The following is a 13,382-nucleotide window of genomic DNA, read 5'->3' as shown; positions in this document are numbered from 1 at the left end:
TTCAGAACTCCTAGCTCAGCCGGACGCGAGGGTCGATGAAGGCGTACAGGACGTCGACGACGATGTTGAAGAAGACGATCGCGGCGGCCGCCACGAGCACCGTCCCCATCAGCATGGGCAGGTCGGAGCTGTCGACGGCCTTGATGGAGAGCCGCCCGAGCCCCTGTAACCCGAAGGTGGTCTCGGTGATGATCGCGCCGCCGATCAGCGTGCCGAGGTCCACGCCGAAGATCGTGATGATGGGGGTGAGGGTGCCGCGCAGGGCGAATCTCAGCACCACGCTCCGCCCTGACATGCCCTTGGCCCGCGCGGTGCGGACGTAGTCCTCACTGAGCTGTTCCACCATCGTCGAGCGCGTCATACGGGTGTAGTTGGCGGTGAAGATGATCGCCAGCACCACCCAGGGCAGCGCGAGCCCGCTCGCCCAGGCGACGGGGTTCTCGGTGAACGACAGGTACTGGGGCCGCTGGAGGATCTGGTTCTTGTAGACGAGGAAGTAGAGCGCGAGCGTGCCGATGAAGTAGATCTGCACGGAGGCGCCGATGAGGGACGCCACGCTGGCGATCTTGTCCAGCGGCTTGCCCTGGCGCAGGGCCGCGACGATGCCGGTCGCCATGCCGAAGAGCAGGAAGACGATCGCCGCGCCGATGGTGAGGGAGACGGTGACCGGCAGCCGGTCCAGGATCGTCTCGAACACCGGCTCGCGGTTGACGAACGAGTAGCCGAGGCAGGGGGCCGGGCAGTGGCCCAGGCTTTCGTAGTCGCGGCCGACGAAGATGCCGGCCAGCCAGGCCACGAACTGGGCGAACAGGGGCTGGTCCAGTCCCAGGTTGTGCCGCGCCTGCTCCAGGAGCTCGGGCGGGCAGACCTTGCCGCAGGCGAGCCTCGCCGGGTCGGCGGGCACGGCGAAGAAGAGGAAGAACGTGACCGCGGAGATGATCAGAAGCGTGACCGCGGCGCCGAGCGTGCGGCGAGTGATGAATGGAAGCATTGCCTGTTTCCCGAGGTGGCTGGGACCGCTGCTGGGGCCGACGGCCCCTTGGCCGTGGCCTCGCGGGAGGAGGTGTCGCCCTCCCGCGAGGCCACGGCCGCCGGTGTCTCCTAAGGCTTCGTGGGTGTTACTGCTTCACGAAGATTCTGTTCGGCTGGACGACCCACGACTGCGGGTCGATCTCCGCGCCGCCGATCTTGGAGCCGTGCAGGGTGTTGGCGATCCGGTTCTCGGCGACCACGAGCGGGGTGATCGTCTCCTGGATCTTCTTGTCCAGGTCCATCCACGCCTTGTTCTGGGCGTCGATGTCGGTCATCGCGGTGATCTCGTCCATCTCCTTGGTGAGCGCCTCGTCCTTCAGGTGCGAGTAGTTCGGCGCACCGTCGGCGATCGGGCCGAAGATGACGGGCATGACCGTCGAGCCGGACGGCCAGTCGGCGCCCCAGCCACCCCAGTACATGTCGAACTCGTTCTTCACCAGGCCGATGGAGTCGTAGTAGGTCTTGCGGTCCAGCGGCTTGGCGACGACCTTGATACCGGTCTTCTCCAGGGCACTCTTGATCACGACCATGATCTGTTCCTGGAGCGGCGTCTGGTTGTGGGCGAAGACGATGGTCGGCGTCGGGTTGCTCGACTCGGCCAGCAGCTGCTTGGCCTTCTCGATGTCACCCTCGGGCTTGGCCTCCTTGCCGAACAGGTCGTAGGGCTGGTAGCCGACCGTGGTGTTCTCGTTGAGGATGGTGGTCGGCAGCGCGGCCGCCTGCGGGCCACCGTAGACCTGCTGGATCTGCTTGGACGGCCACGCGTAGTTGATGGCCTGGCGGATCTTCTGGTCCTTCACCCGGTCAAGGTTGAAGTAGTAGTAGTTCCCGTACGGGGAGGGGCTCTTCATCAGGCGCGGGGCCAGGCTGGCGTCGCCGAGCACCTGCTGCAGACGCTCCGGCGGGACCGTCGCGTAGAAGGTGAAGGCGGTCTGGTCCGGGCCCGCGTCCGCGATCAGGCGGTCGGTGATCTGCAGGTTCTCCTGGCCGAACTCCAGGCGCCACTTGTCGGGGTAGGCGCCGCGGATCGGGTCGGTGGCCGGGTCCCAGTTCGGGTTGCGCTCAAGGTCGATGGACTTGTCGACCACGTGGTTCTTGATGATGTACGGGCCGCTGGAGACGGGGGCCTTGTCGTACTTCTCCTTGGTGTCCTTCTCCTTGGGGACGATGCCGTAGCCGCCCATGGCGAAGGCGTAGTTGGCGTCGGCGTGCGGCGTCTTGAACTTGTAGACGATCGTCTTGTCGTCCGGCGTCTCGATGCTGTCGAGGCGCTTGCCGTCGTAGGGCCCCTGGTAGGCCTTCTTGTGGTCGACCTCGGTGAGCCACTGCTGGATGTAGGTCGGGCCCTGGGTGACGAAGGGGGCGAACGTCCGCTCCATGCTCCACTTCACGTCCTCGGACGTGATGGGCGTGCCGTCCTCCCACTTCACCCCGTCCTTGAGGGTGAAGGTCCAGGTCTTGCCGCCGTCGGAGGGGGTGCCGGTGTCGGTGGCGAGGTCGCCGACCAGCTTGTACTCGCTCTTGTCGGTGCGCTTGTAGCCGGTGAGGGTACGCGCGATCAGGAGGGAGAAGTTCGTCTCGGTGTTGACGTACAGCTGGGCAGGGTCCAGGTGGGAGAAGTCGTCCCGGTCGATCATCGTGACGGTGCCGCCCTTGACGACACCCTCCGGCTCGATGGCGGGACCCTTGGAGTCCTCCGCGGTGCCGACCGTGATCGTCGGCGGCTTGAAGGGCTCCGCGGCGGGGGCGGACGCGCCGGCGGAACCGCTGGGAGCGGCGGGGGCGCCCTGGTTGCCCTCGGCGCACGCGCTGGTGAGTGCGAGCGCGCCTATGGCGAGTACGGCCATCGCTGACCGCGTACGGACTTTCATCTCTCTCCTATCGGGTCTAACGCTTGAGCTTTGGATCGAAGGCGTCGCGGACCGAGTCACCGAGAAGGTTGAAGGCGATCACGAAGATGAGCAGAGCCGCGCCGGGGAAGATGAGGTAGGTGATGTCGTTCTGGTAGACCTCGGTGCCCCGCAGGAACATCCGGCCCCAGTCGGGGATGGGCTCGATCATGCCGACGCCCAGGAAGGACAGGGCCGCCTCGGCGGTCACCATCGCGGGCAGCAGCAGGGTCGACTGGATCAGGATCGGTGTCCACAGGTTGGGCAGCAGCTCCTTGAAGATGATCCGCGCGGGGGAGGCGCCGGTCACCTTGGCGGCCTCGACGAACTCCCGCTCGCGCATGGAGAGCACCTGGCCGCGCAGCAGTCGGGCGATGCCGGCCCAGCCGAAGGCCGTCAGCAGGGTGATGAGCGTCACCGCGCGCAGCCAGACCGGCGTCTCCTCCGAGGGGTCGACGAAGAGGTTCTCCACCACCGGCATGAACGCGATGATGAACAGGGTCGAGGGGAACGAGAGGACGATGTCGATCAGGCGGCCGATGAAGTAGTCGGTTCTGCCCCCGATGTACCCGGCGACGATGCCCATCACGATGCCGATCATCGAGATGAGCAGCGTCGCGGCCATCGCGATCATCAGTGAGGTCCTGATGCCGTAGACGAGCTGCATGAACACGTCACGGCCCAGGCCGGGCTCGACGCCGAACCAGAAGTCCGAGCTCATGCCGCCGTTGGGCAGCACCGGGTAGCCGAAGTCGTTCAGCAGCCCGGGGGTGTCCTGGCCGTAGAGGGTGTAGGGGTCCTTTCCGTAGAGCCAGGAGATGACCGGCGCGAGGATCGCGACGAGGAAGAAGAAGATCACCACGAGGGCCGAGGCGATTCCGGTGGGGTCGCGACGGAAGCGCAGCCACATCAACTGGCCGGGGGAACGGCCCACCGTCTCCGTTGCCTTCACCGAGAGGGGGTCCTCGGTGGTGGACGCGGCTGGTGCAGGGATGGTCATCGTGCGGGCGCTCCCAACGAGCATGGTTGAGCCTGATCCTTGGAACCATCGCAAAGCAGTGAAGGTCAAATCAATGGTCTGCTCCTTACTCATTTTATCGTTGTGTAATTTCCATCTGTTCGTAGCGTCAATTCCGTTGACGTGATGGGGGGGCGGAGTGAAAGAATCGGCGCACATAAATGGTGGTTTTCACGGATCTGTGACACTTTGATGACCTGGTCGTGACACCCCTGCCTGGATCTCGTCTCGCTTGTGTCGCAGATTCGGGACATATGGGTTTAGACCCCTCCTGTAACGTCGTCAGTACGTGTGAGGGAGGCGACGCATGGATCACGGCCTGTTCGGACCGGAGTCGGTGACCTGGAAGGTGATGGGCGAGCGGATCCTGCTCGTCGCCGGTTTCCGCGCGTTACTCATGCAAGGGCTGCACCCCCGGGCGATGCGCGGGGTCGCGCAGAACTCCGCGCTCATGGACCCGGCCGAGGCGTGGTCCCGCTTCGTGCGCACCACCGAGTTCGTCCGGGTCCGCGTTTACGGCACGACCGCCGAGGTCGCCCGGGCGGGAGCCAGGGTTCGGAAGATCCACGCCGGCCTCACCGCCCTCGACCTCGACACCGGCGAGCGGTTCCGCCTCGACGACCCCGACGCGCTGCTCTGGGTCCACGTCGGCGAGGTCGACTCCTACCTCTCGGTCGCCCGGCGCGCGGGAGTGCGCCTGACCGACGAGGAGGCCGACAGGTTCGTCGCCGAGTGGCGGCGGGTGGCCGAGGTGGTCGGACTTCGTCCCGAGGACGTGCCCGGCTCGGTCGGCGAGATGGACGACTACATCCGGGCCAGCCGCCCCGGCCTCTACTTCGTCCCCGAGGTGGCCCACCCGCTCCTGCGGTCGCTCAACGCGCCGCTCCCGGCGCGCCTGACCGCTCTCAAGCCGATGTTCCCCCTCATCACCGGGCTCGCCTTCGCGACCCTGCCGCGCTGGGCCCGCAGGCTGTACGGCCTGCCCGCCACCCCGCTGGGCGACCTGTGGGCGACGGCCTCCCTGCGGGCCCTGCACGCCGGTATCGGCCTGGTGCCCGAGCAGGTGCGCTACTCCCCGGACGCGCTGAAGGCGCGGAAGGCGGTCGCCGAGCGCGTGGCGTAACCCGACCAAGTGCTCGCTTGTTCCACATGATGGAAGAGCGTGTCGTCCGGTTTTCCGGACATGGCACACTGGTGGAGGAGGGTGAGCCGTCCGCGGCGTGCCCTTCGATCGAACAGGAAAAGCAGAGCAGCGTGCTCCGGGGTCGGTGAAATTCCGAGCCGGCGGTTACAGTCCGCGACCCGGTCGAAGCCATCGACCGGTTGACCTGGTGAAACTCCAGGACCGACGGTTAAAGTCCGGATGGGAGGAAGCGCGCGGGTGAAGGAGTGTCTTCGGGCACCCTTCACCGATCGGGTGTACGCATCCGTTGATCCCCCGGGGCCCGCCGTGGCGAAAAGCTACTGGCGAGTAGGAGACCTCGGGTGACTGATCCGGCGCGGACGCGCCAGGCGGTCGGACGTGCCCCTCACGGGCACGGCGCCGTCGGCCCCCACCATTCCCCGCATTCCCCGCATTTCCCGTATTCCCCGCCCGGCCGTTCACGGTCCGGGCACATCGGCATTTCCCCCTTCCTGAGCTTCCCGAGCGCGCCCCGCCTTCCTGGGACACGCTCTGTCGGTCTTCCGCCCCCCGGCCCGCGTCCTTGGGCGTCCCGGACGCCTCTCCCGAGCCCGGCCGTCCGGGCGGTCCCCCGCAAGGAGTTGTGAATGTTCACCGGAATCATCGAAGAACTGGGAGAGATCGCCGGAATCGAGCCGCTGACCGACGCGGCCAGGCTCTCGATCCGCGGTAAAACGGTCACCTCGGACGCCGGGCACGGTGACTCGATCGCCGTCAACGGCGTCTGCCTGACCGTGGTGGACGTGGAGGGCGAGGTGTTCACCGCCGACGTGATGAAGGAGACCCTCGACCGCAGCTCCCTCGGCGCGCTGAGACCCGGCTCCCCGGTCAACCTGGAGCGCGCCGTCCGCGCCGACCAGCGACTGGGCGGCCACATCGTCCAGGGCCACGTGGACGGGACGGGCGTCCTGCTGTCGCGGGAGCCCGCCGAGCACTGGGAGGTCGTCCACATCTCCCTGCCGCCCGAGCTCGACCGCTACGTGGTCGAGAAGGGCTCGATCGCCGTCGACGGCGTCAGCCTCACCGTGATGGGCGTCGGCTCCGGAGGCTTCGCCGTCAGCCTGATCCCCACCACCCTGAGCCTCACCACCCTGGGCGCGAAGCGGCCGGGAGACCCGGTGAACCTCGAGGTCGATGTGATCGCCAAGCACGTGGAGAAGCTCGTCGGGGCGTACGTCCCGGCCGGTGAATCCGTCCGGAGCGCCGTGCCCGCCCCCGAGGAGGCCCCGTGATCAAGCTGGATCCGATCGAGCGCGCGATCGCCGACATCCGCGAGGGCAAGGCCGTCGTGGTCGTCGACGACGAGAACCGCGAGAACGAGGGCGACATCATCTTCGCCGCCTCCAGGGCCACCCCGGCGCTGCTCGCCTTCACCATCCGGCACAGCAGCGGCGTGGTCTGCGTGCCGATGCGCGGCGAGGACCTCGACAGGCTCGGCCTGCCGCTGATGGTCTACGACAACAAGGAGCGCCTGCGCACCGCGTACACGATCAGCGTGGACGCCAGGGACGGGGTGAGCACCGGCATCTCCGCCGCCGACAGGGCTCGCACGATCCGCGCGCTGGCCGACTCGGCGACCGAGCCGGCCGAGCTGGTGCGGCCCGGACACGTCTTCCCGCTCCGCTACCGGGAGGGCGGCGTCCTGGCCAGGCGCGGCCACACCGAGGCGTCGGTGGACCTGGCCAGGCTCGCAGGGCTGAGCGAGGCGGGCGTGCTCGCCGAGGTCGTCAACGACGACGGCACCATGATGCGGCTGCCGCAGCTGCGCGACTTCTGCGACGAGCACGATCTGGCGCTCGTCTCGATCGAGCAGCTGGTGGAGTTCAGACGCCGCACCGAGCGGATGGTGACCAGGGTCGCCGAGACGCGGCTGCCGAACAGGTACGGCGAGTGGCGGGCCTACGGCTTCGCGAGCTCGCTGGACGGCGGAGAGCACCTCGCCCTCGTTCTCGGCGACATCGAGGACGGCGAGAACGTCATGGTCAGGGCGCACTCCGAATGCCTGACCGGCGACGTGCTCGGGTCGCTGCGGTGCGACTGCGGGGTGCAGCTCGACCACGCCATGTCGCGGATCGCCGCCGAGGGCAGAGGGGTGGTCGTCTACCTGCGCGGGCACGAGGGGCGCGGCATCGGACTGCTGGCCAAGCTCAGGGCGTACGGCCTCCAGGACGCCGGCAGCGACACCGTCGACGCCAACCTGGAGCTCGGTCTGCCCGTGGACGCGCGGGAGTTCTCCAACGCCGGGCAGATCCTCGCCGATCTCGGGGTGAAGTCGATCCGGCTGCTGACCAACAACCCGGCCAAGCTGCGCGGCATGGACGGCTACGGCATCAAGGTGCTCGGCCGCGAGCCCATGCCGGTGGCGATGAACCCGCACAACGAGAAATACCTGTCGGCCAAGCGCGACCGCCTCGGCCACGAGATTCCCAGGGAGGGCGCATGAGTGAGCGAGTGCACCGGGCGGAGCGGGGCAGCGGGCACGGAGTGATCGCGTGAGCGGGGTCGGACGGCCGGCGGCCGAGGCCGTGCGGGCGAAGGGGCTGACCGTCGGCGTCGTCGCCGCCCGGTGGCACGAGAAGATCACCGATCAGCTCGTGGCGCGGGCCGAGCAGGCGGGCAGGGACAGCGGCGCGGAGATGACCGTGGTGCGGGTGACCGGATCGCTGGAGATCCCGGTCGTGGCGCAGGTCCTGGCCAGGAAGTACGACGCGGTCGTCGCCCTCGGGGTCGTGATCCGCGGTGAGACCCCCCACTTCGACTACGTGTGCGACTCCGTCACCTCGGGCCTGACGCGGATCTCCCTGGACGAGGAGGTCCCGGTCGGCAACGGCGTGCTGACCTGCGAGTCCCTCGACCAGGCCCTCGACAGGTCGGGCCTGCCCGGCAGCCACGAGGACAAGGGCTACGAGGCCACTGTCGCCGCGCTGGAGACGGCGCTGCTGCTGCGGGAACTCCGTTCCTAGAGATCGCTCGCGGCCCCGCTCCACCGTGCCTCGTGGTCGGTGCGGCGGGGCCGTGCGGTAGGTTGCCAACGGCGTCGTGACCAGCTGTCACAGCCGTTCCGGCCGGTGGTTTTCCGAAGGATCGTGATCTGAGAGTGAGCCAGGAGAGCGTCTCCCCGCCCCCGCTGCCCGTCGTGTGGCGGCCCAAGAGGGGACGGATCGCCGCCTACGGCTTCGCCGGTCTGATCATGCTCGGCGCGGCGCTGATGGCGATCTTCCTGTCCGAGCAGTTCACCCTGGCCGACAGGATCGCGATGATCGCGCTGGGCGGGGTGGTCGCCGGGGTCCTGCACCTGCTGGGACGGGTCCGGGTGGAGGCCGACGAGCAGGGGATCACCGTCGTCAACCCGCTGCGGGTGCACCGCTACGAGTGGCCCGAGGTGCTCGGGGTCACCCTGATCGAGCACGAGCCCTGGGCGAAGATCGATTTCACCGACGGGGCCACGGTCGGCGCGATGGGCCTGCAGGGCTCGGAGAAGGACCGTGCCGTCCGCCAGGTCCGCGAGCTCGCCGCCCTCATCAGGGAGCGCGGAGAGGCGTCCGAGACCGGCTGAGCCGCCCTACGGGGGCTCAGGGGGCCCATTGCCCGCCGAGCCTGCCGGGCCTTCCCGGGGGTCCCGGAGCCGGTCGGCTTGGTGATGTGCGCGAGCGTGACCTCCCGGCGGGGACGCGGGGAGATGTGTGCGGGCCGTGGGAAAAGCGGTCACGTCGCGGTTCCGTGAATCGCTGGAACCCCATGAAAGTTACACGGTCATTCGCCGGAAACATCGCTGTGAGCTGCGTGAAGCGTTCTCTTCGATGGCGGTGACTGTCTTTTCCCGGTCTGAGGGTTCCAAGATGCGAAGCCCACGCAGTACAGGCCGAGAGGACTCCACGTGAACACGTCAGGCCGGATTCGGCTGTCGGCGGCGGCGCTGGCCGTAGCCCTGGCCGCGGCATCGATCACCGCGGCCGTCACCACAGGAACCGCCCATGCCGTCGTCCGACCGGCGCTCGGCCAGAACATCAAGGTCAACCAGGTCGCCTACGCGCCCGGCGCGGCCAAGCAGGCGACCGTGATCAGTAACTCGGGATCACCGCTGACCTGGAGCCTGCTGAACGGTTCCGACCAGGTGGTGTCCAGTGGCACCACGACCGTCTTCGGCGCCGACTCACCCTCCGGCGACTCCGTCCACAAGATCGACTTCTCGTCCTACACCGGGACCGGCACCAACTACGTGCTCACGGTGAACAACGAGTCCAGCCACCCCTTCGACATCGGCACCGCCGCCTGGAAGAAGCTGCCCTACGACGCGCTGGCGTTCTTCTACCACCAGCGCAGCGGCATCGCGATCACCTCCCAGTACGCCGGGGGAAGCCAGTACGCCCGCGCCGCCGGCCACCTGAACGTCTCTCCCAACCAGGGTGACAACAACGTGCCGTGCCGCAGCGACTGCGGCTACCGGCTGGACGTGCGCGGCGGCTGGTACGACGCCGGCGACCACGGCAAGTACGTGATCAACGGCGGCATGTCCGCCTGGCAGCTGGTCAACACCTACGAGCGGGCCAAGAACATCCCCGGCGCCGACACCGGCGCCTTCGCCGACGGCACCATGTCCATCCCCGAGCGCGGCAACGGCGTGCCCGACATCCTGGACGAGGCCCGCTGGGAGATCGACTTCCTGCTGAAGATGCAGGTCCCCGACGGCCGCCCGCTGGCGGGCATGGCCCACCACAAGATCCACGATGCCAACTGGACCGGGCTGCCGCTGCTGCCCGCCCAGGACCCCGAGGCCCGGGTGCTGTCGGCGCCCAGCACCGCCGCCACCCTGAACCTGGCCGCCGCGGCCGCCCAGTGCGCCCGGGTGTGGGCGTCCATCGACTCCGCCTTCTCCGCCCGCTGCCTGACCGCGGCGGAGAAGGCCTACGCCGCGGCCAAGGCCAACCCCTCGCGGTTCGCCCCGGCCTCCGACGGCACCGGCGGCGGCTCCTACGCCGACGGCAAGGTGACCGACGAGTTCTACTGGGCCGCCGCCGAGCTGTACACCACCACCGGCAAGCAGGCCTACCGCACCGACCTGACCTCCTCCTCGCTGTACTACGGACGCAGTTTCACGAACGAGGGCGCCCTGTGGGCGGAGGTCGGCAGCCTGGGCGACATCACCCTGGCGCTGGTGCCCAACGGCCTGACCTCCTCCATCGGCCAGCAGCTGCGGGCCTCCTTCGTCTCGGCCGCCGACGGCCTGCTGAACGTGATGCGCGGCCAGGGTTACCCGGTGCCCTTCCAGCCGTCCGGCGGCGGTTACATCTGGGGGTCCAACAACCTGATCCTCAACAACACCGTCGTGCTGGCCCTGGCCCACGACTTCTCCGGCGCCGAGCGGTTCCGCACCGGGGTGTTCGAGACGATGGCGTACCAGCTCGGCCGCAACCCGACGGGCTACTCCTACGTCACCGGCTACGGTGACAAGCCCTCCCGTAACGTCCACCACCGGTTCTGGGCCAACCAGATCAACTCCTCCCTGCCCATCGCGCCGCCCGGCGCCCTGGCCGGCGGTCCCAACAGCGGCCTGGAGGACCCGGTCGCCCAGCAGCGCCTCAGCGGCTGCCGGCCGCAGAAGTGCTACCTGGACGACATCGACGCCTGGTCGGTGAACGAGGTCGCCATCAACTGGAACGCGGTCCTGGCCTGGGTCGGCGCCTGGACGGCCGAAAAGGCCGGCACCAGCGGCCCGACGCCGACGCCGACACCGACGCCCACTCCGACCCCGACCCCGACCCCAACGCCCACCCCGACGCCCACCCCGACGCCCACCCCGACGCCCACCCCGACGCCCACTCCGACCCCGACGCCGACACCGGCCGGAAAGGCCTGTGCCGCGACCTACACCGTCACCAACCAGTGGAACGGCGGCTTCGGAGCCAACGTCGAGGTGAAGAACACCGGCACCGCCGCGCTCACCGGCTGGACCGTCGCGTGGACCTTCCCCAGCGGCCAGACCATCACCCAGCTGTGGAACGGCTCGCACACCGCGAGCGGCTCGGCCGTCACCGTGGTCAACCTGTCCTGGAACGGCGCGCTGTCTTCGGGCGGCACCACCTCCTTCGGGTTCAACGGCGCCTGGTCCGGGGCCAACACCGCCCCCACCGGGATGACCTGCACCGCCCGGTAGGCGGCGCGGTGGGAACCCGCCGGTGCGCGACGGGGCCGAGTTCCGGTCCGCACCGGCGCGTTCCCGCGCTCAGGTCTCCTCGGCGAACCGCTCGGCCTTGTCGGTGTCGCCCGCCACGAGCAGGGTGTCGCCGTTGTGGATCACCGTGTCGGAGGTGGCGTAGGTGAACTTGCCGCCGGGTTTCTTGATCCCGACCACGGTGACCCCGTACTCGCTGCGGATGCCCAGGCTGCTCAGACTCTTGCCGTCGGCCCACCGGGGCGCGAGGGTCTTGATCATGGCGTAGTCCTCGTCGACCTCGACGTAGTCGAGCATGCGCCCGGTGACGAGGTGCGCGACCCGCTCGCCCATGTCGTGCTCCGGCTGCACCACGTGGTGCGCGCCGACCCGCCGCAGGATCCGGCTGTGCTGCAGGCTGATCGACTTCGCCCAGATGTCGGACACTCCCAGGTCGGTGAGGATCGAGGTGGTCAGGATGCTCGCCTCGATGTCGGTGCCGATGCCGACCACGGCCCTGCCGAACTCCCTGATGCCCAGCTGTTCGAGGGCGTCGGGGTCGGTGGAGTCGGCGCACACCACGTGGGTGAGCCGCCCGGAGAAGTGCTGCACGTTCTTGGGGTCGCTGTCGACGCCGAGCACCTCGACGTCGCGGCTCACGAGTTCCGCCGCCAGCGCGCCGCCGAACCGGCCGAGGCCGATCACCACGACCGCGTCGCTGCGGCCCTTCCTGTCAACCAACGAGGGGACGCTCCTCCGGGTATCGGAACCGCCGGGTCTGTACGTGCAGTGCCAGTGCGGCGCCCAGGGTCACCGGACCGAGCCGCCCGACGAACATCAGGATGGTCAGGATGAGGTGTCCCACGGTGCCGACGTCGGCGGTGATCCCGGTCGAGAGCCCGACCGTGCCGAAGGCGGAGACCACCTCGAACAGTACGCGGTCGAGCTTGAACGGTGTCACCGTCATCAGGGCGAACGTGCCCATCGCGACCGACGCCACACTCAGCAGGGCGATCGTGAGCGCCTGCCGCTGCAACTGCTCGGGAACGCGGCGGCGGCCCGCCGACACGTCGGGCTCGCCGCGCAACTCGGCGAGGATCACGAATCCGAGCAGCGCGAACGTCGTCACCTTGATGCCGCCCCCGGTGCTCGCGCTGCCCGCCCCGATGAACATCAGCACGTCGCTGATGAGCCAGGAGCTCTCGCTCATCTGGGAGGTGTCCACGGAGTTCAGGCCGCCGCTGCGGGTCATCGTGCTGTGGAACAACCCGGCCATGATCCGCAGGCCGGGGGAGAGGGGACCCAGCGTTCCCGGGTTGTTCCACTCGGTGGCGGTGATGGCCACCGCCCCGCCGAACAGCAGGACGGCGGTCATCCCCAGTGTGATCTTGGCGTGCAGTGTCCAGCGCGCCGGGCGGCGCCAGTTCTGCCGCAGCACGGCGTAGACGGGGAAGCCGAGACCTCCGGCGACCACCGCGGTGATGAGCGGGAGGCAGATCCACGGGTCGGTGACGAACCTCATCATGCTGTCCGGCCAGAGCGCGAATCCGGCGTTGGTAAACGCTGAGATCGCATGAAAAATCCCGTAATAGGCGGCGCGGCCGAACGGCTCCCCGTACCCGATCATGAAGCGGGCGGCGAGCACCGCGGCGGTGAGCGCCTCGGCGACCAGGGTGACCTTGGCGACCCCCACGATCACCTTTCGCACGTCGCCGGGACCGAGGGTCTTGGTCTCGGCCTGGGTGTTGAGACGGGCGCGCAGACCGAGCTTTCCCGAGACGATCACCGCGAGGATCGAGGAGAGCGTCATGATCCCGAAGCCGCCGATCTGCATCAGCACCATGAGCACGATCTCGCCGAAGAACGACCAGTGCGTCGCGGTGTCGTGCACGGCGAGCCCGGTCACGCACACCGCGGAGGTGGCGGTGAACAGGGCCGACGTCCACGAGACGCTCTCACCCGCCGCGACCGCGACCGGTAGCGAGAGGAGCCCCGTACCGGTGAGGACCACCGCGAGGAACGCCAGCACGACGGCCCTGGACGGGGTGTTGATCCGGTCGAGCAGGTTCTTCACTCAACACCTGCAGCGTGAAGGCCCGGTCCTTCTGG

Annotated in this window: 11 protein-coding genes and 1 riboswitch; of the genes, 6 read left to right on the top strand and 5 right to left on the bottom strand. The window is 68.6% G+C overall.

The window, feature by feature from the left end; all coding sequences use genetic code 11:
* Window positions 1-10: 10 nt before the first annotated feature.
* The 3 genes from ACFY3V_RS01770 to ACFY3V_RS01760 form a co-directional block, all read right to left on the bottom strand.
* Window positions 11-991: an ABC transporter permease gene (locus ACFY3V_RS01770; protein WP_362895525.1), complete on the bottom strand. Its 981-nt coding sequence runs from the start codon at window positions 989-991 to the stop codon at window positions 11-13.
* A 127-nt stretch (window positions 992-1,118) separates the two neighbouring features.
* A complete protein-coding gene (locus tag ACFY3V_RS01765) occupies window positions 1,119-2,903 on the bottom strand; it encodes an ABC transporter substrate-binding protein (RefSeq protein ID WP_362895523.1) in 1,785 nt (594 codons plus the stop codon).
* A 16-nt stretch (window positions 2,904-2,919) separates the two neighbouring features.
* Window positions 2,920-3,873, bottom strand: coding sequence for an ABC transporter permease (locus tag ACFY3V_RS01760; protein WP_389768976.1), 954 nt, complete (start codon window positions 3,871-3,873; stop codon window positions 2,920-2,922).
* Between the two features lie 373 nt (window positions 3,874-4,246).
* Here ACFY3V_RS01760 and ACFY3V_RS01755 point away from each other — a divergent pair, with 373 nt between their 5' ends.
* The 6 genes from ACFY3V_RS01755 (at window position 4,247) to ACFY3V_RS01730 (ending at window position 11,276) form a co-directional block, all read left to right on the top strand.
* Window positions 4,247-5,062 carry an oxygenase MpaB family protein gene (locus ACFY3V_RS01755; RefSeq protein ID WP_362895519.1) on the top strand — a complete coding sequence of 272 codons (816 nt, stop codon included), beginning with the start codon at window positions 4,247-4,249 and terminating at the stop codon, window positions 5,060-5,062.
* A gap of 127 nt (window positions 5,063-5,189) precedes the next feature.
* Window positions 5,190-5,320: riboswitch (FMN riboswitch) on the top strand.
* A 389-nt stretch (window positions 5,321-5,709) separates the two neighbouring features.
* Window positions 5,710-6,354, top strand: coding sequence for a riboflavin synthase (locus tag ACFY3V_RS01750; protein WP_389768971.1), 645 nt, complete (start codon window positions 5,710-5,712; stop codon window positions 6,352-6,354).
* Window positions 6,351-7,565 (top strand): bifunctional 3,4-dihydroxy-2-butanone-4-phosphate synthase/GTP cyclohydrolase II, encoded by a 1,215-nt coding sequence (locus ACFY3V_RS01745; RefSeq protein ID WP_350948074.1) that lies wholly within the window; start codon window positions 6,351-6,353, stop codon window positions 7,563-7,565. Before ACFY3V_RS01750 ends, ACFY3V_RS01745 begins: the two co-directional genes overlap by 4 nt.
* Window positions 7,566-7,614: 49 nt before the next feature.
* A complete protein-coding gene (ribH, locus tag ACFY3V_RS01740) occupies window positions 7,615-8,085 on the top strand; it encodes a 6,7-dimethyl-8-ribityllumazine synthase (protein WP_350948075.1) in 471 nt (156 codons plus the stop codon).
* 134 nt (window positions 8,086-8,219) lie between these two features.
* Entirely contained in the window at window positions 8,220-8,678 is a 459-nt protein-coding gene (locus ACFY3V_RS01735; RefSeq protein ID WP_389768967.1) for a PH domain-containing protein, read from the top strand.
* 321 nt (window positions 8,679-8,999) lie between these two features.
* Window positions 9,000-11,276, top strand: coding sequence for a glycoside hydrolase family 9 protein (locus tag ACFY3V_RS01730; RefSeq protein ID WP_389768964.1), 2,277 nt, complete (start codon window positions 9,000-9,002; stop codon window positions 11,274-11,276).
* 69 nt (window positions 11,277-11,345) lie between these two features.
* On the opposite strand, the gene ACFY3V_RS01725 is transcribed toward ACFY3V_RS01730, so the two are convergent.
* Both ACFY3V_RS01725 and ACFY3V_RS01720 read right to left on the bottom strand, forming a co-directional pair.
* Window positions 11,346-12,014, bottom strand: coding sequence for a TrkA family potassium uptake protein (locus tag ACFY3V_RS01725; RefSeq protein ID WP_362895510.1), 669 nt, complete (start codon window positions 12,012-12,014; stop codon window positions 11,346-11,348).
* The gene (locus ACFY3V_RS01720; protein WP_362895508.1) at window positions 12,007-13,347 is read right to left on the bottom strand and encodes a potassium transporter TrkG; all 1,341 of its coding nucleotides are present in this window, start codon (window positions 13,345-13,347) and stop codon (window positions 12,007-12,009) included. Before ACFY3V_RS01720 ends, ACFY3V_RS01725 begins: the two co-directional genes overlap by 8 nt.
* Between the last annotated feature and the right edge of the window lie 35 nt (window positions 13,348-13,382).

Source organism: Streptosporangium sp. NPDC000095 (assembly GCF_042899335.1).
Lineage (GTDB): Bacteria > Actinomycetota > Actinomycetes > Streptosporangiales > Streptosporangiaceae > Streptosporangium.
Note: the sequence above shows the minus strand (reverse complement) of the source record. Positions and strands in the feature narration are given on the sequence as shown.

What these genes read in the sequence shown, in the direction of transcription:
- ACFY3V_RS01770 (WP_362895525.1), bottom strand. Translation starts at nt 991, where the DNA reads ATGCTTCCATTCATCACTCGCCGCACGCTCGGCGCCGCGGTCACGCTT.
- ACFY3V_RS01765 (WP_362895523.1), bottom strand. Translation starts at nt 2,903, where the DNA reads ATGAAAGTCCGTACGCGGTCAGCGATGGCCGTACTCGCCATAGGCGCG.
- ACFY3V_RS01755 (WP_362895519.1), top strand. Translation starts at nt 4,247, where the DNA reads ATGGATCACGGCCTGTTCGGACCGGAGTCGGTGACCTGGAAGGTGATG.
- ACFY3V_RS01750 (WP_389768971.1), top strand. Translation starts at nt 5,710, where the DNA reads ATGTTCACCGGAATCATCGAAGAACTGGGAGAGATCGCCGGAATCGAG.